Here is an 18,977-nt window from a genome sequence, read left to right as displayed (position 1 = left end):
GGGCTCGGTGCGGCAGTGGATTCCCCACATTTCGGGGATAGGCGGACGGTTGCCGTCGGCGCATACTGAGCCCATGTGGGAGGGCCGGGCGCGGGCCGCGCGCCGGGAGATCGCGGCACTGGCGACGTCGGGACTGAACGTCGTGGAGCTGCACGCGGCCGCGATCGAGGTGGTCGAGCAGGTCGTCGCCACCGACCTGACCTGCTGGGCCGCGCTGGATCCGGGCACGCTCGTGATCAGTTCGATGACCAGCGGCCGCGCCAAGATCCCAGCGGAGTACGAACCACGGCTGGCCGAGACCGAGTACGCCGGGGACGTGCCGAACTCCTTCGCCGAGCTGGCTCGCCGGCGGCAGACGATCGCACGACTCTCGGACCTGCCGTATCGCGAGGTCGTCGGGCATCGCCGGCTGAACGAGGTCTGGCGGCCGCTCGGGATCGACCACGAGGTACGCGCGATGTTCGGTGTCGACGGCGATTGCTGGGGTGCGGGCGGGTTCGTCCGGGGCGGACTGGAATTCAGCGAACGCGAGGTGGAGTTCCTGGGCTCCGTCGCGCCGGCGATCGGTGCGGCGACGCGGGTGGCGGTGCGTACCGATGCCCACGGGTATCGAGGAGGGGTCGGACCGTCCATCGTGGTGACCGGGCCGGGCGGTGAGCCGCGCGCGGTCACCTCTGCCGCGCGGGCCTGGGAGGACGAGCTGAACGAGATCGCGCCCGGCCGGTTCGGCGTACTGCTGCAAGCCGTCGCGACCGGAACCCGAGCAGCCGCTTCCGGGACCTTCCAGGCGCGGATTCAAACGGCTGCGGGAGGTTGGGTCGTGCTTCAGGGCAGTCAGTTGATCAGCGACGACGACCAGTCAGAGGTCGTCGTCACCATTGAGCCCGCCTCGGGGAATCACCTCGTCGGCATGCTGCTGGCGGCGTACGGGCTGACCACCCGCGAACGCGAGATCTGCCTCGAGATCATCTCGGGCCACACCACGGCGGAGATCGCCGACCGGCTGTCGATCTCCCCGCACACCATCCAGGACCACCTGAAGTCCGCCTTCGCCAAAGTTGGCGTGCGGAGCCGAGGCGAGCTCGTCGCGACGCTTCGGCCGGACGACCTGACTTAAGCCGGAACGAGCTGTTTGCGATAGGTGCCGGGAGCAACACCGAAGTCGCGCTTGAACGCCTTGGCGAAGGCGAACTCCGACGTGTAGCCGATTTCCTTCGCGACGGCAGCGAGTGGACGGCTGTGGTCGCGGAGCAGGCGCGCGGCCGTGGTCATCCGCCAGCGGGACAGGTACGTGAGCGGCGGTTCGCCGACCGCCTCGGTGAACCGGCGAGCGAAGGCCGCGCGGGACAGCCCGGCATCAGACGCGAGGTCGGCGACGGTCCAGGACGCACCAGGCTCGGCGTGGATCCGCTCGAGCGACCGGGCCACCGCGGTGTCGGTCAACGCTCGCGACCAACCGCTCTCGGTCGGACACCGCCGGTCCTCCAACCACGCGCGCAAGATCAGCACCAGCAGCGCATCCACCAGAGCCGGTACGACGGCCGCCGCGCCTGGGCGCTGCGCATCGAGCTCCTCACCGAGGATGCCGATCGCGGTGTGCAGGGTGCGATGCCGACCCGGATCCGCCGGCACGTGGACGATCTCGGGCAAGTGACTCAGCACCGGATGCGGCCGGTGCCGATCAAGGCGGTAGGTCCCGCACAGCAACAGCGACCGAGCGCCCTCGCTCGCCGGCGCCGGGTGCTCCACCGTGGGATCGAAGTCCACCAGCGGCGAATCAGGATGGTCCGCCAACGCGTGCTCGAGTCCGCGCGGCAACAGCACCGCGTCGCCCGGCCCCATGGCGATCGGCGCCGCGCCGTCCGGCGGCAGCAACCACGAACTCCCCTGCAGCACCAGATGGAACGTTGCACCGACCGACTGCGGGAAGCGCAGCCCCCACGGCGCCCGGACGTCGGTCCTCCCCGAACTGGCAGGGCCGGCTCGCATTGCCTCAAGCACATCGGCGAGAACATCCATGTCGATCATGATACGCCATGCCTGCAAGACGATCAGACATAAACCAGCGCCAAATAGACATAGGACCGCTCTCTGGTCAGCCGGTAGGCTTCATGATACAACGTTCAACTAAAGGAGAGCAGATGAGCATCGTCGTCACCGGAGCCACCGGCCAGCTCGGCCAACTCGTCATCGACGAACTACTGCAGCGCGTCCCGGCCGAGCAGGTCGTCGCCGCTGTGCGGGACGCCGGGAAGGCCACCGAGATCGCGGCTCGCGGCGTCGAGATCCGGATCGCCGACTACAACGACCCGGCCACCCTCACGACGGTGTTCAACTCCGGCGACGTCGTGCTGCTCATCTCGAGCAGCGAGGTCGGGAACCGGCTCGGTCAGCACCAAGCCGTCATCGACGCGGCCAAGGAGGCCGGCGTCGCCCGGCTCGCCTACACCGGCGTCCTCGGCGGACCCGAGGCGGACTTCGACCTGGCCGCCGACCACAAGGCGACCGAGCAGGCGATCCTCGACTCCGGCCTGACCTACACGTTCCTGCGCAACGGCTGGTACCACGAGAACTACACCCAGCAACTTGCCGTCCAGCTCGAGCATGGCGTCGTCGGCAGCGCCGGCGAGGGCCGGGTCGGCTCGGCTTCCCGGCGCGACTTCGCTGCGGCGGCGGCCGTCGTACTGGCTGGTGAGGGGCACGAGAAGAAGGCGTACGAGCTGAACGGTGACACCGCGTGGTCGCTGGCCGAGTACGCCGCGGAGGTGTCGAAGCAGTCCGGCAAGGATGTTGCCTACAACAACGTTCCGGCCGAGGTGCTGCTCGGCATCCTGACCGGCGCCGGCCTGCCGGAGCCGCTCGCGAACATCCTCGTCAACGTCGACGCCGCGATCGAGCGCGGCCTGCTGGCCGGCCGCGGCAGCGACCTCTCCCGCCTGATCGGCCGCCCGACCACCCCGATCGCCGACGCCATCGCGGCCGCCCTGCAGAAGTAGGAGCTGGTACGACGCACGAGCGCCTGATATCCGTACGTCGTACCAGCGTCGACGACCGGGCCCGAGGTCGACGGGACAGCCCACCCGGGCCCGGTCAGCTTTACGGGATCAGTGCCAGCGCTAGCTCGGGCCCGAACTGGCCTGCTGGGCGGTCGGAGATACCGCAGTCTCCATCGGAGTCACCGGGCACCTTGACCCACAGCAGCATCTCGGCGCCACCGCCGGTCTGCGCGGTCGCACCCAGCTTGCGGCCGGACGGGTTGCACCATTCGCCGTTGAGCGAACCCGCGCCGTTGCGGCTGGTGTCGACCACGAACGGCTTGGACGCCGGAAGGTAGCTGTTGAGTGCGTTCGCATAGGTGATGGACTCAGAGGTGTAGTAGTAGTTCGACACGTTCACCGAGAAGCCGTGGGCGTTCGCGACGCCGACCTCGCTCAGCCAGCCGGCCAGCTTCTGCTCGCCGATGCTGCGTCCCCAGCCCGTGTTCGCGGCGTCGAGGTAGGTCCAGGTGTTCGGCGCCAGCTCCTTGAACTGCTGCAGCGCGAACGTCAGCATCTCCTTGCGATCGGCCCATTCGGTCTCGGTCATGCATTCGCGGTCGGCGATCGAGTCCGGCTCGACGATCACCACGGCCGGCCGGGTGCCGATCGCGGCGGCGAAGGTTTCGATCCAGGCCTTGTAGGCGTCCTTGCTGCCCGCGCCACCACCGGAGTGCTCACCGCACGCGTCGCGACCCGGGATGTTGTACGCCACCAGCACCGGCAGTTTGTCGGCCGTGTCGGCCGGACCGACGAACTTGTAGACAGCGTCGGCGATGTTGCTGTTCCAGTTGCCGAACCAGCGGGCCATCGGCTTGGACGCGATCGCGGCGTTGATCTTGTTGGCATCGTCGCCCGGGTTCTTGTCCACCCAGTCCTTCGGGTTGGACTTCGGGTCGACGTAGAAGCCGCTGGTCAGCGAGACCGGATTGCCGGCCACGTTGCCGTAGTTGTCGACCAGGGAGACGTTGTCGAGCCAGAGCGTGTAGCCGGCCACTCCGCCCATCTGGAAGGTGAGCTCCGAGTTGGCGATCTCCTGCGTGGCGGTGAAGGCGAACGCGAAGCGCTGACTCGTCGTACTGACGGTGAAGGTCCGGTCGATATTGGGTGTGTACGGCGGCTGGTTCAGCTGCACGGTGGTCCGGACCGCGCGGTCGGCACTCGCGCGGGCGTCGAAGGACAGGACGTAGCGATGGCTCTTCTTGATCGGGAACGCGGGCACCTTCTGGCCGAGCATGGTGTCCCACTTGTTGGCTGTGCCACCGGGAACGATCGCCTTGAGTTGGCCGGCGTCGTTGCTGATCGGCGTGTTGTCCGAGCCCCACCAGCCCGTCGTACCGCTGCTGAAATTGCCGTTGGTGAGGAGTTCAGTGGCCGCGTTGGCGCCGGGCGCGGTGGTGGGCACGACCACGCCGAAGGCGAGGGCGGCCGCGAGCAGGCCGCGGGTGATCCATCTCATCAGTGCTGCTCCTGTCTGGTGACGAAGGGGCGGAAACAGTCCGGGAGCGCTTTCAATTTCTGGTCCAACACCACGCATGGTGCCGGTCTGTACGCCCGACGTCAAGAGCCCTATCCTGCTTGGAAGCGCTCCCAGTTCCGCCCTGCGGCGCGGCATACCCAGCACATATGAAAGGAACTCGTCCGATGCTCCATCGCAGGCTCGGCCGCAGCGGCCTGAAGGTCAGTGAGATCGCCTACGGCAACTGGATCACGCACGGCGCGCAGCTCGACCAGGACGTCGCGCTCGCCTGCACGCGCGCGGCGCTCGACGCCGGCATCACCACGTTCGACACCGCCGACGCGTACGCCGACACCCGTGCGGAGGAGGTGCTCGGGCTCGCGCTGGCCGGCGTACGACGGGAATCGGTCGAGGTGCTCACCAAGCTGTACTGGCCGACCGGGCCGGGTGCGAACGAGCGCGGTCTGTCCCGCAAGCACGTGATGGAGGCGGCGCATGCGTCGCTCCGGCGCCTCGGCACCGACTACATCGACCTCTACCAAGCGCACCGGTACGACGAAGAGACCCCGCTGGAGGAGACGCTGCGGGCGTTCGACGACCTGATCCGGCAGGGCAAGGTTCTGTACGTCGGGGTGTCCGAGTGGAGCGCCGAACAGATCAAGCGAGCCCTGGAGATCGCCGACAGCCTCGGGCTCGATCGGATCGTGTCGAACCAGCCGCAGTACAACATGCTGCGCCGGGTGATCGAGCCCGAGATCGTGCCGCTGTGCGAGCGTGAAGGCGTCGGCCAGATCGTCTACCAGCCGTTGGCACAGGGAGTCCTGGCCGGCAGGTACCTGCCTGGTCAGCCGCCTCCGGCAGGTTCACGCGCGACGGACGCGACCGGCTCCGAGTTCATCGAGCGACTCCTGTACGACGATCTCCTCGAACGCGTCCAGCTCCTCAAGCCGCTGGCCGCCGACGCAGGGCTGTCACTCGCTCAGCTGTCGATCGCCTGGGTGCTGCAGCAGCCCGGCATCTCGGCGGCGATCGTCGGCGGCTCGCGTCCCTCGCAGCTGGCGGACTCGGCGGCCGCCTCGGGCGTCAAACTCGACCCCGGCCTACTCGTTGCCATCGACAACATCCTCGGCGGCACCATCGAGAGGTCCTAGGCACAGCAGAGGTCCTAGTCACAGCAGAGGCCCTAGGCACAGCAGAGGTCCTAGGCACAGCAAGAGGCCGGATCCGCAGCGGGATCCGGCCTCTTGGAGACTCTCGTCAGGCAGTCTTCTCGCGGCGCTCGCGCTTGCGCTCGATCTGGTCGCGCGGGATCAGCGTGGGGTTCACGTTCTCCAGCACGACCTCGCCGGTGACGACGACCTTGGCGACGTCCTCGCGGCTCGGCACCTCGTACATCACGTTGAGGAGGACCTCCTCCATGATGGCCCGGAGCCCTCGGGCGCCGGTGCCGCGCAGCAGCGCCTGGTCCGCGATCGCCTCGACCGCGTCGTCGCTGAACTCCAGCTCGACGTTGTCGATCTCGAACAGCCGCCGGTACTGCTTCACCAGCGCGTTCTTCGGCTCGGACAGGATCTTGATCAGCGCCTCGCGGTCCAGCGGCGACACCGTGGTGATCACCGGGAGCCGGCCGATGAACTCGGGGATCAGGCCGAACTTGAGCAGATCCTCCGGCATGACGTCGGCGTACCCGCCGGCTTCCTTCGGCTTCTCCGGCTCGCGCGAGGCGTTGAACCCGAGGGTCTTCTTGCCGACCCGCTGCTCGACCATGTGGTCCAGGCCGGCGAACGCGCCGCCGACGATGAACAGCACGTTGGTGGTGTCGATCTGGATGAACTCCTGGTGCGGGTGCTTGCGGCCGCCCTGCGGTGGGACGGAGGCCGTCGTACCCTCCAGGATCTTCAGCAGCGCCTGCTGGACACCCTCGCCGGAGACGTCCCGGGTGATCGACGGGTTCTCGCTCTTGCGGGCGATCTTGTCGACCTCGTCGATGTAGATGATCCCGGTCTCGGCCTTCTTGACGTCGTAGTCGGCCGCCTGGATCAGCTTCAGCAGGATGTTCTCGACGTCCTCACCGACGTACCCGGCCTCGGTCAGCGCGGTGGCGTCGGCGATCGCGAACGGGACGTTCAGCATCCGGGCCAGCGTCTGGGCCAGGTAGGTCTTGCCGCAGCCGGTCGGGCCGATCAGCAGGATGTTGGACTTGGCCAGCTCGACGGCCTCGTCCTTCGCGTGCCGGCCGGCGCTCGAGGAGCCCTGGCCGTCGCGGACCCGCTTGTAATGGTTGTAAACCGCAACCGCCAGCGCCTTCTTGGCCACGTCCTGTCCGACGACGTACGCGTTGAGGAAGTCGTAGATCTCCCGCGGCTTGGGCAGCTCGGTGAGACCGACCTCGGAGCCCTCGTTCAGCTCCTCCTCGATGATCTCGTTGCAGAGATCGATGCATTCGTCGCAGATGTAGACGCCGGGACCGGCGATGAGCTTCTTGACCTGCTTCTGGCTCTTACCGCAGAACGAGCATTTCAGCAGGTCGCCGCCGTCACCTATGCGTGCCACCGGGACAGATCCCTTCTCTGAGCAGTCGAACCGTGGGCCAAGGGGGCGTAGGCCGCTCGGGCCGGGCGCCGCACGGCAACCCCGACTCCGATTCGACGGTACCGCGCCGGAGGCCGAAACGCCGCGCCCACCGCCGCGTTGTGTCTACGCCGGTGGCGAACGCAGTGTTTCCCTGCCAGCCTCTTGACAGCACCGCCGAACCAGGGCATGAGGTTGCCAGAGCGCTTATGGCGCTCAGACGCCGGCTGGGACCGGGGTCTTGAGGGTCTGCAGGACGTCGTCGATCAGGCCGTACTCGATGGCCTGGTCGGCGGTCAGGAACTTGTCCCGCTCGATGTCGCGGGAGACCTCTTCCAGCGACTTGCCGCTGGCGTCGGCGATCATCTTCTCCAGCAGCGCGCGCAGGCGGAGGATCTCGTTCGCCTGGATCTCGATGTCGCTGGACTGACCGTAGGTGCCCTCGGTGGCCGGCTGGTGGATGATGATCCGGCTGTTCGGCAGCGCCAGCCGCTTGCCCGGCGTACCGGCCGCGAGCAGCACCGCCGCCGCGGACGCGGCCTGACCCAGGCACACCGTCTGGACGTCCGGCTTGATGTAGCGGACGGTGTCGTAGATCGCGGTCAGCGCCGTGAACGAACCACCCGGGGAGTTGATGTAGATGCTGATGTCACGGTCGGAGTCCATCGACTGCAGGCACAGCAGCTGCGCCATCACCGCGTTCGCGATCTCGTCGGTGATCGGCGTGCCGAGGAAGATGATCCGGTCCTCGAACAGCTTGGTGTAGGGGTCGATCCGGCGCATGCCGTACGACGTGCGCTCCTCCCACTGCGGGATGAAGTAATTCATGGTTGCGTCCTTGTCTTACTGGCTGTGGGAGGTCGGGTCAGGAGTTCGGGCTGCCGCTGCTGAGCTGCGCGGCGCTGGCGACGACGTGGTCGATGAAGCCGTACTCCTTCGCCTGCTCGGCCGTGAACCAGCGGTCCCGGTCGGCGTCGTTCTCGACCTGCTCGAGCGGCTGGCTGGTGTGCTCGGCGATCAGCTTGAACAGCTGCGCCTTGATGTGCAGCGACTGCTCGGCCTGGATCTTGATGTCGGACGCCGTACCGCCCATACCGCCGGACGGCTGGTGCATCATGATCCGCGCGTGCGGCAGCGCGAACCGCTTGTCCTTCGCGCCGGCGCAGAGCAGGAACTGGCCCATCGAGGCGGCCAGGCCCATCCCGACGGTGGCGACGTCGTTGGAGATCCACTGCATGGTGTCGTAGATCGCCATACCGGAGTCCACCGAGCCACCCGGCGAGTTAATGTACAGCCAGATGTCCTTGTTGGGGTCCTCGGCGTTGAGGAGGAGCATCTGCGCGCAGATCGCGTTCGCGTTGTCGTCGCGAACCTCGGACCCCAGGAAGATGATCCGGTTCTGCAGCAGGCGCTGGTAGATGTGGTCGTCGAGTCCGCCGGATCCGTTGCCGCCCGCGGCGGTGGGGCTGGCTGCAAATGTCTCGTTCACGAAGCCGACATTACTGGGCGGCGGCGACAGACCTAAGGCTGGGCCACAGGTGTTCGCTCACGGCGCACCGCGGCGGCGGATTCCGCCGTACGGGCGTCTGCTCTGAGCGAATTTCCTACCACCCCGCCGCGACGACCGTGGGGACGGGCAGCAGTCTGGACCTCATCGAACGTTCCTCCACAGGCGGTCACGCTAGGGAGGAGCGTTTTCAGATCTCTTTCAACAGTTTTCCAGACAGCACAGCGGCCCGGATCCCACTGCTGGGATCCGGGCCGCTGGTTGCTGTGTCAGGCCTTCGCGGGCTCTTCGGCCGGGGTCTCCTCGGCCTGGGTGGCGTCCGCGTCGGCGTCGGCGTACGTGCCGTCCGGCTGCAGGTTCTTCAGCTCGACCACGTTGCCGGAGGCGTCGGTGACCTTGGCGTTCTCCACCAGGTGCGCGAGCGCCTTGCCGCGGACGACCTCGGAGACCAGGCTCGGCACCAGGTTGTGCTCGACCGCGTGCTGGGCGAACTGGTCCGGGCTGACGCCGGAGCGCTGCGCGTGCCGGACGATGTGCTCGGTCAGCTCCTGGTCGTTCACGCTCAGCTCCTGCTGCTCGGCCACCAGGTCGAGCACGAACTGCGCCTTGATCGCGTCCTCGGACCGCTTCTTCAGGTCCTCGTCGAACTCGTCCTGGGTCTGCTCCTCGCTCTCCAGGAACTGCTCGAAGGTCATCCCGGAGTACCCGAGCTGCTGCTCCAGGTTCTCCTTCCGCGCGGCCAGCTCGTCGGTCAGCAGACCCTCCGGAACCGGCACGTCGACCAGCGTCAGGATCTTCTCCAGTACGGCGTCCCGCGCCTCGCCGGCCTGCTCCAGCCGCTTGCCGCGCTCCAGCCGGCCCTTGACGTCGGCGGTCAGCTCGTCGGCGGTGTCGAACTCCGACGCGGTCTGCGCGAACTCGTCGTCGAACTCCGGCAGCTCCTGCTCCTTGACCGCGGTCACGGTCACCGAGACGTCGACGTCCTCGCCCTTCAGCGAGCCACCGACCAGCTGGGTCACGAAGGTCTTGCTCTCACCGGCGTTCAGCCCGGTGACGGCCTCGTCCAGGCCGTCCAGGAGCTGGCCGCTGCCGACCTGGTAGGACAGGCCGGTGGCCTGCGCCTCCTCGATCTTCTCGCCGTCCTTGGTGGCGGACAGGTCGATGGTGATGAAGTCCTTGTCCTGGACCGCCCGCTCGACCGGGTTCAGCGAGCCGAACCGCTGCCGCAGCGCCTCGATCTGCTCGGTCACCTCGTCGTCGGAGACGCTGATGTCCTCGACCTCGGCCTCCAGGCCCTCCAGGTCGGGCAGCACGATCTCCGGGCGCACTTCGACCTCGGCGGAGAACTGCAGGCTCTCCTTGTCGTTGAACTCGGTCACGTCGACCTCGGGCTGGCCGATCGCCTTGACCTTGTTGTCCTGGACCGCCCGCGAGTACAGCTTCGGCAGCGCGTCGTTGATCGCCTCTTCGAGCACCGGGCCGCGACCGACCCGCTGGTCGATCACCTGCGGCGGAACCTTGCCCTTGCGGAACCCCGGCACGGTGATCTGCTTGGCGATGCTCTGGTACGCCGCGTCGAGGCTCGGCTTGAGTTCCTCGAACGGCACCTCGACGATGAGCCGGACCTTCGTCGGGCTCACGGACTCGACGGTGCTCTTCACGGTGGCGGTTCTCCTTGGATCGATGACGTTGTTGCACAGCACGGGGACAGCCCGCGCTGCAGGGGTACTGCAGGGGGTTTGTCGGGGCGACAGGACTCGAACCTGCGGTCTCCTGCTCCCAAAGCAGGCGCGCTAGCCACTACGCTACGCCCCGCAGTGACCGCACGAGTCTAGTCGACGCAACCCAATGCTCGCGCCACCACCCCTGGCCAATACCGTTTTGAGTCCAGACCACCGGATGTGGAATCATGTCCGAGCACCCCGCGGGTGTAGCTCAATGGTAGAGCCCCAGTCTTCCAAACTGGCTACGCGAGTTCGATTCTCGTCACCCGCTCCAACGACAGAAGGCCCCCAGCCACAGGGAATCTGAGGCTAGGGGCCTTCGTCATGCTGCGACCCGACTCGGGCATCGTGCCCTCCACGTGCCCTGGGGGGCGGGATCAGCACCTCTGTGCCCCCGTCCCCGGCATCCGGGGTGCCCTCCTGCATCGCCGCCTCCGTTTCGCGTTCAACTAGCTCGTTCAGCCGGTCCGCGATCTCCCGAGCACGCTCCTCGGTGGCGTGCTGGTAGACGAGCGCCGCCCGCATCATCGAGTGCCCCATCCGCTACATCAGCTCCTTGGTCGACGCTCCGCTCCTCGAGGCCAGGTTGTTACCGGTGTGACGCAGGTCATGGAAGATGACCCGGCGGGCAGGCCAGCCTCAGCCACGCACTTGGTCCATTTGACGGTGCTTCGCCAGCTCCCCCGCTTCGGGGTCCCACCCCGCTCCCCCGTGAACACCAGCGCGCCATCACCCGCTACATCGACGGCCAGCCGTTCAGCTTGCAGGACAGCTACTACCCGATGGACATCTCGCAGGAGTGCGGCCTGCTTACGCCCCACGACGTGCCCGATGGTGTGATTCGCGCGATCGCCGCCAAGGGGCACGAGGAGATCGGATACGTCGACGAGCTGACCACTCGGATGCCCCGCCCCGATGAGGTCCGGAAGCTTGGACTCCGGTCTTGGTCTACGTACGTACGACGTACAGCGACGCCCGACCGCTGCGACTCACGCTGACGATCTTCGCCGGTGACCGCAACCGAGTCGTCTACGAGCTCGGCGAGCTGTCGGCGTACACCGGCAAGAACGGAGCCGCGTCGTGATCGTCGAGCAGGCGACCATCGAGGACCTACCGGTCATGGCGCAACTACTCCGGACTCGGCACTGACATCGTCAACTGGGCGACAGACCGCGCCGGCCAGCTCGGCAACCGGTGGGTCCGCATCGATGTCTGGACCGACAACATCGGCCTCCACCGGTACTACGAGGAGCGCGGCTTCAAGCACGTCCGGACGCTCGACCTAGCCGACTACGCATCCGGCGCGCTGTTCCAGCGCCCAGCGACCGACTGGCGCGAACGCAAGTCAGCCCCGGTTCTGACCGAGAGGCCCCAGACCCTGCCGACGCGCCAGAGCCGCTTCGAGCCCTTGGTGGCTTCACGAGACTGCGGGGGCGAAGGCTCTCCTTGAGAGTACGCACGGCGAGCGGATCCCCCGAGAGTATTTCGCCCAGAAGATGTCACCCGCAGCTAGTCAGCCGCTCGGGCAGCCCGTCTTTGCTCTGGTTCACCGGATGGTGTGTCGGACCGCTTGCTCTAGACGTCAGCGCAGGAGAGTCGCTCCTCGTTCTCGTTGGACCTTGATGGGCATGCCGACGTGGGTCGCGGGGAGGGGTGGTTCGAGTGTTGTCGCGAGGGACCCCCGCCGGATGTGCCACTCAGCGTTTTGCGCGTGGTCTCGTTGTGCGTTCGGCATTGTCTCCCTCGAGGAGCCCGAGTAGCTATTCGGCAGAGACGCTTTGGTTGTGCAGGCCGGCGGCGGCCTCAAGACACCGGGCGGCATCGAATTGGTTGCCTGCGCGCGTGTATTCCTGCGCTGCTTCGCGGAACATGGCACGCGACTGTTCGTCCGCGCCCTCAGCCTGGCGGAGGATGCCGCGAGCTTCCCACACGGCGCCGTTCCAGAGGCCGCCTTGCCACATGCCCGCGATTCGTTCGGCTTCGGTGATGAACGAGCGTGCTCGGTCCAGTTCGCCGGCTCGTGCGCAGGCGGTTGCGGCACTGGTCAGGTAGCCCATCGAGCAGGGCTCGCACGAACGCATCTGGCCCAGCTCTCGCTCGGCGACGCCGAGAACGGTGAGGGCCCTCTTCGGATCGGCGGCTGCCTGGATCATGGTGCCGAATACACGCACCAACAAGTGGGTGGCGAGTTCGGAACGGACGGCGAGTGAACGCGCTCGGTTGAGCAGTCGGTTGGCGTCGAACTTCCGGCCGCTGATGAGCGCCGCTTCTGCGAGCCTCTGCCGTGCCAAGGCGGATCCAGAAAGGCAACCTTTGCGGTCGTTTGCCTCCGCCGCCTGCTTCAGGTTCTTCTCGGCCTCGATGAGGTGGCCGGCAAGCAGTTCGGCCTCGCCGAGCATGAGTTTGGCGAGGGCGGCGCCGGTCGCGGACCCGGCCTCCTCGGCAATCCCCATCATCTGGCGCGCGAAGTCGGCAGCAATGTCGTAGCCGTCGGGGCCTGCAAGGTAGTACTCGGCGAGGCATAGGTGGGCGTCGTAGACGATGGGTTCCATGTTGGCTCGCATCCGCATGGACTCGCCGAGCTCTTCGGCGAATCGTTCGCGCCACCGGCCCTGCGCCATGGCGACCTTGGCGAGGATGACCGCGGCTTCTCCGAGCTCCCGGCCCAATCCGGAGTCGAGGGCGATGGCGCGCGCCTCCTCCGCGGCGCGCTCTGCCTCGTTGATGTCGTTGCGGTTCATGTGCACCAAGGCCCAGGCGAGCAGGGCGTGTGCACGTTCGGCCTGGGTGGGCTTGGGTGCACCTTCGACGGCGAGAACGTCTTCGTAGAGGGCGATCGTCGCGCGGTCCGGCCCGACGCCAAGCTGGTCGTGGAGTGCCTCGCGGAGCCGTTCGAAGCGCCGGATCGCCTCTCTGCGTTCGCCGGCGTCGAGATGAGCGCGCATGAGCGCGCGCGCTGCCTGCTCGTCGGTGGGGTCTTCGTCGGACAGCCGCTCCCATAGGGCGCCGGCGCGCAGTAGGTCCAGGTAGCGCTGACGCAGGCGGCGGTGTGGCTCGGCCAGCCAGGACTCGTAGCGGTCGTCGGGAAGGAGGTCGCCGCGGTACAGGTCCGCGGCCGCTCGGCAGGCCGACGGGTCACCTGCAGCCAGCGCGTGGCGTGCTGCGGTCTCGAAGCGCTCGACGTCAGTGTCGACGTGGGCGTTGGGCCACAGGACCAGGACCCCGTTCTGGGTCACGACGGTTTGCTCGTCTCCTGTGGCGTGTCGGGCGAAGTGCAGCGCCTTGCGGAGGTTGGTGCCCGAGGCCTGGGGATCGCTCTCGGGCCAGAGCGCTTCCATGACCTGCGACCGGTGCAGGCGGCGGTCAGGGGAGAGCGCGAGGAGCTTGAGCACGTCTGCCGCGCGCCGGCTTCGCCAGGCGTCGCCGGATATCTGGGCGCCGTCGACTGCGACCGAGAACCGGCCGAGGAGTTGGATCGCCACTTCCTTCACTACTGGATCGTACGGGCGGGCCCCGACTCCGGCCAGTGACCACTGCGGAACGGTCACGGAACGGCGCGCTTCCTAGCGTCAGCGGAAAGAAGGGGATTCGAGAACGAAGGGAGTTGAGGACAGATGTCGCTGTACATGGATGTGCACAACAACCTGCCGGACGGCACCACCGTGGCCGATCTCGAGGGAGCCCACGAGTCGGACCTCCAGATTCAGGAGCGGTACGGCGTGCGGTACCTGCACTACTGGGTGGACGAAGAGGGCGGGAAGGTCTTCTGCCTGGTCGAGGCGCCGACCGCGGACGCCGCGCATGCGGTTCACCGGGAGGCGCACGGGCTGGTCGCCGACGAGATCTATCCAGTCGTGCAGGGGTGAGGGCGGTGCTGACCATCCAGGCCCCGGGGTCTACGGGCGCATCGTCGAAGGGACCGCGCGACGTCGCGGCGGCTTTCCTGGATGCCCTGGCCGAGCGGGAGTTCACCGCAGCGCGGTCGGTGCTGGCCCAAGACGTCCGGTTCAGGATGCTCGTCCCGGGCGGACTCATGACAGATGAGGGCGCGGACGCAACCATCGGCTGGTTCAGGAGCTGGTTCGCCGAGGCCGACCCGTTCCAGGTGGAGGCCTCGAGTGCTGACGAGGTCGAAGGCCGCGCTGCTGTGACCTACCGCCTCCGACTGCACAATGCGAACGGCTGGCAGCTGATCGAGCAGCACCTGATGCTCGACGTGAATGCCGACGGTCGCGTAGGGGCGATCGACCTTCTGTGCTCGGGGTTCCGCCCGATCGCCGTGGATGAGCCGGATCGCGTCCACCAGTACGACGCGGGAGACCGCGGGTGCGCCGACGGTCTCGCCGGAGAGTTCCGCCGACAGATCCAGCACATCCCGATCGGCCACGTGCTCGTGGTGAGCACCCGCGATCCGGCGGCGAAAGAGGATCTGCCTTCCCTGGCCCGTCTGATGGGTCACGTCATCCGTTCGATCGAGGCGCCCGGCGACGGACGTCTTCTGGTGAGTGTGGAAAGGGGACGATGAGATGAGCGAGAAGCTGATCTTCAACTGCACCTATGGCAAGGAAGAACCCGAGCGCGCCACGCTGCCGTTCGTCGCCGCGAACATCGCCGCGGCAGCGGGTCAGGACGCGATCGTGCTGTGCACGATCGAGGCCGTGTGGCTAGGGACCAAGGGCGGAACCGACGGAGTCGCCCAGCCAGGTCTGCCGGTGCTCGGTCACCTGTACGCCGAGTTCATCGACAACGGCGGCCAGGTCTGGCTGTGCGGCGCATGCGCCAAGCCCCGGGGGATCACTGAGGACCAACTCGAGAAGGGTTCCACCATCGTGGGCGCCGCCAAGGTCGTCGAGGAAGTCGTGGCCGGGGCGAAGACGGTGGCGTTCGCCTGACACGGGTCGCCGCACGAGACCGCTCGTCACCACAAGCCTCGCCCGGTCGGTCACAGTGCTCGCGGCGAGCAGCCGGGGCGCGTGCTAGTCCAGCCCCGGCTGGGTCCGGTGGCTGGTGTGGTCTGTCGTGGTCATGGCGTTCGCGGTGCGCGGTCGCACCTCGCCGCGCCAGCCTGGCCATCAGCAGCAGGAATGCACGCATCTGCCGCTGATAGTGAATGGCGCTCGTGCCGCTGAGCGCGTGTCGCCTCCGGGCGCGCCTTCGCGGAGGCTCGGCCAGCCCCCACGACAATGAGCAAATGGGGACCAGCTCCGAACCGCGATGTAGGCACGTCTCACTTGCGGACCCGCGCGGGCCCGAGGAGACAAACCTCCCCTTGCTGCTCCGTCGGGCGGCGGAGCTCATCGAGGACGAGCGGATGGACCCCAGGGACATCCTGGATCTGACAGTGAGTTCAGAGATCACTGAGAACGGCCCGTGGTGGTCAGTCACCGTCTATTGGGAACCAGATCCCACCGGTAGACCGGGCGTCCGACCATGCCACCGAGCAGTCAACCGGTCATGCCGATGAGCGGACGCGCCAATCCCGGCGTACCGTGGATTCAGGAAGCCAGCCAGGCTTCCGCTCAAGGAGCAGTCATGGCCGACAAATCGCCTCGGCAACACATGTCCAAGAAGGCGGGCAAGTCTCTCAAGGAGAAACGCGCCGAGAAGCACGCGAAGTCAGAGGCCAAGAGCAAGACTCAGATCGTGCCGCCGGACAAGCAACGCTGAACGTTACATCGGTTCCGCGTGGGCCGTCAGCGCAGGTCCGGTCATGCTGCTGGCCGCGCGAGTGCGAGAGTCTGCTGTCAGCCCGGTTCTCCTCAGGCGGTCGGTATTCCGTGGGGACAACGGAGACCACCGATCGGAGACAACGTGCTGCTTCCTGGGATCCACGGTCTGATCGAGCGTCGGCTACTGGTGAATTACCGGGTGGACCCTGAGGTGATAGCCCGCGTGCTTCCCCACCCGTTCCGGCCGCAGCTGGTCGGTGGCGCCGCGGTTGCCGGCATCTGCCTCATCCGCCTGGGCCAGATGCGCCCGAGACACGCCCGCGATGGGTCGGGCTGCGTAGCGAGAACGCCGCTCACCGCGTGGCGGTCGAGTGGGACACGGCGAACGGCCCGCAGACGGGCGTCTACATCTCTAGGCGCGACAGCGACTCGTGGGCCGCTCCGTTCGTGTCCTCGCCCCAGAGCTTGAACACGACGCCGATCCCGCCCAGGCTGCCCGCGCGCCCCCTCACCGGGACGTACGACGGTCAACCGTGGCGCCTGCCCTTCCGGTCATGTCACCCACCCGCTTTCCAGTACGACGGTGTTAGTCAGTCTGGGCGTCCGCTGACAGCGCGCACACTGCAGTCCTATGCCCTGATGGTCGACGCCGGTGGGCGCCGGACGGCCTAGTCGGGGGTCTGAGTGGACTCGTGCCTGGTCTCCTCGGGGTGCTCCGTTCGTTCGTCCGAGTCTTCGAGGATCACCCGAGCCTGCTGCTCAGGGTCAGCACTGCCGACAGCTCGTTCCTCCGGGAGCAGTTCCGCGCGCCGTGCGATCCGGCCCTCATCGGCTGATTCGGTCATACCTCGAACATACCGGCCACGAGACCGGCTGCCAGGCTCCACGTCGAACATTTGAGCATCCGGTCATGCCGCTGTCTGGTCGCTCATGCCAAGAACAGTGAGTTCGGAAGCCGTAAGATCTCGCCATGGGGTGGGAGGCACTCGGGCAGTGGGGTGAAGACGTCGCTCGCATCGAACCGCTCGCTGGCGGAGTCGCCAACGACGTGTGGAGCGTGCGCATCAACGGGCACCTCGCGGTCGGTCGTCTCGGTGCCAGGAGCGACGCTGATCTCGCGTGGGAAACCGAGCTCCTGCAATACCTCGACCGTGAAGGTCTGACCGTGCCGGTGCCGATCCCGACCACCGACGGCCGGCTGTTCGCCGACGGTCTGGTGGTGATGACCTACCTGGATGGCGGACCGCCCGAGACGCAGGCCGACTGGCGTCGCGTGGCTGGCACGCTCCGGGAGCTGCATCGGTTGACGCAGGGCTGGCCGCAGCGCCCCGGCTGGCGATCGTCGACCGACCTTCTGCACGCCGCGACTGGGACGAAGATCGACCTCGGCGCGATGCCCCCTGAGAGCGTTGCGCGATGCCGAGCAGCGTGGGCGCGGCTCACCGGACGTCAGACATGCGTTGTCCACGGCAACCCCAACAACCCTGGCAACGTCCGCATGACCGCGAACCAGGTCGCGCTCATCGACTGGGACGAGTCGCACGTCGACGTCCCCGACCTCGACCTCGTGCTGCCCGACAACGCCGCCGGCCTCGACGATCGCGCGCACGACATCGCAGCGCAAGCGTCGGCCGCATGGGAAGCCGCCGTCTGCTGGGACGACGAGCACGCAGTCAAGCGGCTCGCCGAAGTTCGAGCGGTTTGAGAACGCGATCGAGGAGTGGGGCTATTGGCGGTCGAGTGCGCACAAGTAGCCGCGATCCGAGCGTTGACGCTCATGACGGCATGTCGGGGTGATCGCCCCACACGTCGAGCACCTGCTGACGAACGACCAAGTCACTGAAGCCGATGGCACGCCACGGGACGTTGAACTCGGGGCATGCAGCCCACACGTCATCCCACGATCGAGCACTCAGTGCCAGACCGTCCGGCATGCGCAAGAGTCGGAACGAGCCGTCGAACGACCGCGGACCAATCACGAATCGGTTCTCCGTCACCCGAAACATCCTGACATGCCGCCGAGAGTAAGCGCGGTCATGCCGATGACAGCGCGCGAGCATCCGGGTGGCTGAACGCTTCCTCGGACTCGTACTCGATGCGCCTCGCGATCGCGGCGACCGTCATTTCGGTGGTGGCGAGCAGGTCCTGAGCGACGCGCATGCGCCACTCGTTGACGTAGCGGATCGGCGATAGGCCAAGGACCTCGCGGAAGCGAGCGTCGAGCGATGACCGCGAGACCGCCGTTTCCCTGGCGAGGTCCTCGACGGTCCACCTGCGTCCAGGGTGCCCGTGGATAGCCTTCATCGCGGGGGCGAGTACCGGGTCACGCACGGCCGCGAGCCAGCCCCGGTCAGCCCCGGGCGCGGTTGACAGGTAGAGGCGCAGCACCTCGATGATCAGCATCTCGGGCAGCTTCGTCCGTCGAATCCCCCCGCCACCGGGAGCTTGCTCGAGGGCGTAGGCGATGCTGGCGTCGAACCACGATCGCGCAGGGCCGTCCGTAGCAGGTACGACGAACGCGGGAGGGAATGCCTTCAAGTCAGGGTCGAACAGTGGGTCCTCGGAGTACAGGCACCCGCACACGATGTCCGTCCGGGAGCCGCCCTCGCCGTGGCGGAGCGTCGGCATCTCGTGCCACGGCGGCGGGGGGACGACGGTCATGACCGACGCGGGCTCGACCGGGTCTTGGCCACCGACAAGGAATTTGTCGCCGTACGGGAGCACGATCACTTCGCCGGTGTTGGCCCAGGTGCGCTCGCCGTCGGGGGTCGAAACCCAGCAGCGGCCCGATGCCACGACGTGGAACAGGACCAGGCGCTCGGCGCCAGGATGCATCATCGCGGCGAACATCGGGCCACCCAGGTCGGACAGCGCCCAGCGTTCGGTGAACTCGCAGCGCATGAAGATGGCGCCCTCGAGGCGGATGCGCTCGAGCGCGTCGTTCAGCGGCTCGACGGGAGCGCTTGCGCCCTCGGTCATCGCCCGACCAACCTCGGCGTCTTCATCAGGTCT

General features: G+C 67.3%; 20 protein-coding genes and 2 tRNA genes. 10 read left to right on the top strand and 12 right to left on the bottom strand.

Annotated elements, in window-relative coordinates; all coding sequences use genetic code 11:
* Positions 1-73 precede the first annotated feature (73 nt).
* Positions 74-1,117 carry a helix-turn-helix transcriptional regulator gene (locus EV646_RS25085; protein WP_132152650.1) on the top strand — a complete coding sequence of 348 codons (1,044 nt, stop codon included), beginning with the start codon at positions 74-76 and terminating at the stop codon, positions 1,115-1,117.
* Here EV646_RS25085 and EV646_RS25080 read toward each other — a convergent pair.
* On the bottom strand, positions 1,114-2,019 hold the full coding sequence (locus tag EV646_RS25080; RefSeq protein ID WP_132152648.1) for an AraC family transcriptional regulator: 906 nt from the start codon (positions 2,017-2,019) through the stop codon (positions 1,114-1,116). The two genes, EV646_RS25085 and EV646_RS25080, sit on opposite strands and share 4 nt — an antisense overlap.
* Before the next feature lie 122 nt (positions 2,020-2,141).
* Between EV646_RS25080 and EV646_RS25075 the strand changes: the two genes are divergently transcribed.
* On the top strand, positions 2,142-2,996 hold the full coding sequence (locus tag EV646_RS25075) for an SDR family oxidoreductase (protein ID WP_132152646.1): 855 nt from the start codon (positions 2,142-2,144) through the stop codon (positions 2,994-2,996).
* A gap of 100 nt (positions 2,997-3,096) precedes the next feature.
* On the opposite strand, the gene EV646_RS25070 is transcribed toward EV646_RS25075, so the two are convergent.
* Positions 3,097-4,494, bottom strand: coding sequence for a glycoside hydrolase family 6 protein (locus EV646_RS25070; protein WP_132152644.1), 1,398 nt, complete (start codon positions 4,492-4,494; stop codon positions 3,097-3,099).
* A gap of 185 nt (positions 4,495-4,679) precedes the next feature.
* Here EV646_RS25070 and EV646_RS25065 point away from each other — a divergent pair, with 185 nt between their 5' ends.
* Entirely contained in the window at positions 4,680-5,645 is a 966-nt protein-coding gene (locus tag EV646_RS25065) for an aldo/keto reductase family protein (RefSeq protein ID WP_132152642.1), read from the top strand.
* Between the two features lie 106 nt (positions 5,646-5,751).
* On the opposite strand, the gene clpX is transcribed toward EV646_RS25065, so the two are convergent.
* From clpX to EV646_RS25040, 5 genes are all read right to left on the bottom strand, one after another.
* Positions 5,752-7,047, bottom strand: a complete 1,296-nt coding sequence (clpX, locus tag EV646_RS25060) for an ATP-dependent Clp protease ATP-binding subunit ClpX (protein WP_132152640.1) — start codon at positions 7,045-7,047, stop codon at positions 5,752-5,754.
* 234 nt (positions 7,048-7,281) lie between these two features.
* A complete protein-coding gene (locus EV646_RS25055; RefSeq protein WP_132152638.1) occupies positions 7,282-7,893 on the bottom strand; it encodes an ATP-dependent Clp protease proteolytic subunit in 612 nt (203 codons plus the stop codon).
* Positions 7,894-7,930: 37 nt separating this feature from the next.
* The gene (locus EV646_RS25050) at positions 7,931-8,554 is read right to left on the bottom strand and encodes a ClpP family protease (protein ID WP_132152636.1); all 624 of its coding nucleotides are present in this window, start codon (positions 8,552-8,554) and stop codon (positions 7,931-7,933) included.
* A gap of 287 nt (positions 8,555-8,841) precedes the next feature.
* Positions 8,842-10,233, bottom strand: coding sequence for a trigger factor (tig, locus tag EV646_RS25045; protein WP_132152634.1), 1,392 nt, complete (start codon positions 10,231-10,233; stop codon positions 8,842-8,844).
* Between the two features lie 81 nt (positions 10,234-10,314).
* A tRNA-Pro gene (locus EV646_RS25040) sits at positions 10,315-10,387 on the bottom strand.
* Between the two features lie 109 nt (positions 10,388-10,496).
* Here EV646_RS25040 and EV646_RS25035 point away from each other — a divergent pair.
* Positions 10,497-10,570, top strand: a tRNA-Gly gene (locus EV646_RS25035).
* Positions 10,571-10,605: 35 nt separating this feature from the next.
* Here the strand turns inward: EV646_RS25035 and EV646_RS25030 are convergent.
* Positions 10,606-10,836, bottom strand: coding sequence for a hypothetical protein (locus tag EV646_RS25030; RefSeq protein WP_132152632.1), 231 nt, complete (start codon positions 10,834-10,836; stop codon positions 10,606-10,608).
* 403 nt (positions 10,837-11,239) lie between these two features.
* Here EV646_RS25030 and EV646_RS38950 point away from each other — a divergent pair, with 403 nt between their 5' ends.
* On the top strand, positions 11,240-11,380 hold the full coding sequence (locus tag EV646_RS38950) for a hypothetical protein (RefSeq protein ID WP_158291013.1): 141 nt from the start codon (positions 11,240-11,242) through the stop codon (positions 11,378-11,380).
* A gap of 676 nt (positions 11,381-12,056) precedes the next feature.
* On the opposite strand, the gene EV646_RS25025 is transcribed toward EV646_RS38950, so the two are convergent.
* A complete protein-coding gene (locus tag EV646_RS25025) occupies positions 12,057-13,787 on the bottom strand; it encodes a BTAD domain-containing putative transcriptional regulator (protein ID WP_241996309.1) in 1,731 nt (576 codons plus the stop codon).
* Between the two features lie 123 nt (positions 13,788-13,910).
* Here EV646_RS25025 and EV646_RS25020 point away from each other — a divergent pair, with 123 nt between their 5' ends.
* The 4 genes from EV646_RS25020 to EV646_RS40700 all read left to right on the top strand — a co-directional run bounded on the left by EV646_RS25020 (position 13,911) and on the right by EV646_RS40700 (position 15,963).
* Positions 13,911-14,162 carry a DUF4242 domain-containing protein gene (locus tag EV646_RS25020; RefSeq protein WP_132152628.1) on the top strand — a complete coding sequence of 84 codons (252 nt, stop codon included), beginning with the start codon at positions 13,911-13,913 and terminating at the stop codon, positions 14,160-14,162.
* A 5-nt stretch (positions 14,163-14,167) separates the two neighbouring features.
* A complete protein-coding gene (locus tag EV646_RS25015) occupies positions 14,168-14,821 on the top strand; it encodes a nuclear transport factor 2 family protein (RefSeq protein WP_241996308.1) in 654 nt (217 codons plus the stop codon).
* Position 14,822: 1 nt separating this feature from the next.
* Positions 14,823-15,188: a DsrE family protein gene (locus EV646_RS25010; RefSeq protein ID WP_132152626.1), complete on the top strand. Its 366-nt coding sequence runs from the start codon at positions 14,823-14,825 to the stop codon at positions 15,186-15,188.
* A gap of 640 nt (positions 15,189-15,828) precedes the next feature.
* The gene (locus EV646_RS40700) at positions 15,829-15,963 is read left to right on the top strand and encodes a hypothetical protein (RefSeq protein ID WP_277875134.1); all 135 of its coding nucleotides are present in this window, start codon (positions 15,829-15,831) and stop codon (positions 15,961-15,963) included.
* A gap of 670 nt (positions 15,964-16,633) precedes the next feature.
* On the opposite strand, the gene EV646_RS39485 is transcribed toward EV646_RS40700, so the two are convergent.
* Positions 16,634-16,810 (bottom strand): hypothetical protein, encoded by a 177-nt coding sequence (locus EV646_RS39485; protein WP_199237173.1) that lies wholly within the window; start codon positions 16,808-16,810, stop codon positions 16,634-16,636.
* 125 nt (positions 16,811-16,935) lie between these two features.
* On the opposite strand from EV646_RS39485, the gene EV646_RS24995 reads away from it, so the two are divergent.
* Positions 16,936-17,670: a protein kinase family protein gene (locus tag EV646_RS24995; protein WP_132152624.1), complete on the top strand. Its 735-nt coding sequence runs from the start codon at positions 16,936-16,938 to the stop codon at positions 17,668-17,670.
* 70 nt (positions 17,671-17,740) lie between these two features.
* On the opposite strand, the gene EV646_RS24990 is transcribed toward EV646_RS24995, so the two are convergent.
* Complete coding sequence (locus tag EV646_RS24990) at positions 17,741-17,962, bottom strand: hypothetical protein (protein WP_132152622.1); 222 nt, start codon at positions 17,960-17,962, stop codon at positions 17,741-17,743.
* A 37-nt stretch (positions 17,963-17,999) separates the two neighbouring features.
* Positions 18,000-18,944, bottom strand: coding sequence for an AraC family transcriptional regulator (locus EV646_RS24985; RefSeq protein ID WP_132152620.1), 945 nt, complete (start codon positions 18,942-18,944; stop codon positions 18,000-18,002).
* Positions 18,945-18,977 lie beyond the last annotated feature (33 nt).

The sequence above is a fragment of the Kribbella antiqua genome (assembly GCF_004345665.1).
In the GTDB taxonomy this organism is placed as follows: domain Bacteria; phylum Actinomycetota; class Actinomycetes; order Propionibacteriales; family Kribbellaceae; genus Kribbella; species Kribbella antiqua.
Note: the sequence above shows the minus strand (reverse complement) of the source record. Positions and strands in the feature narration are given on the sequence as shown.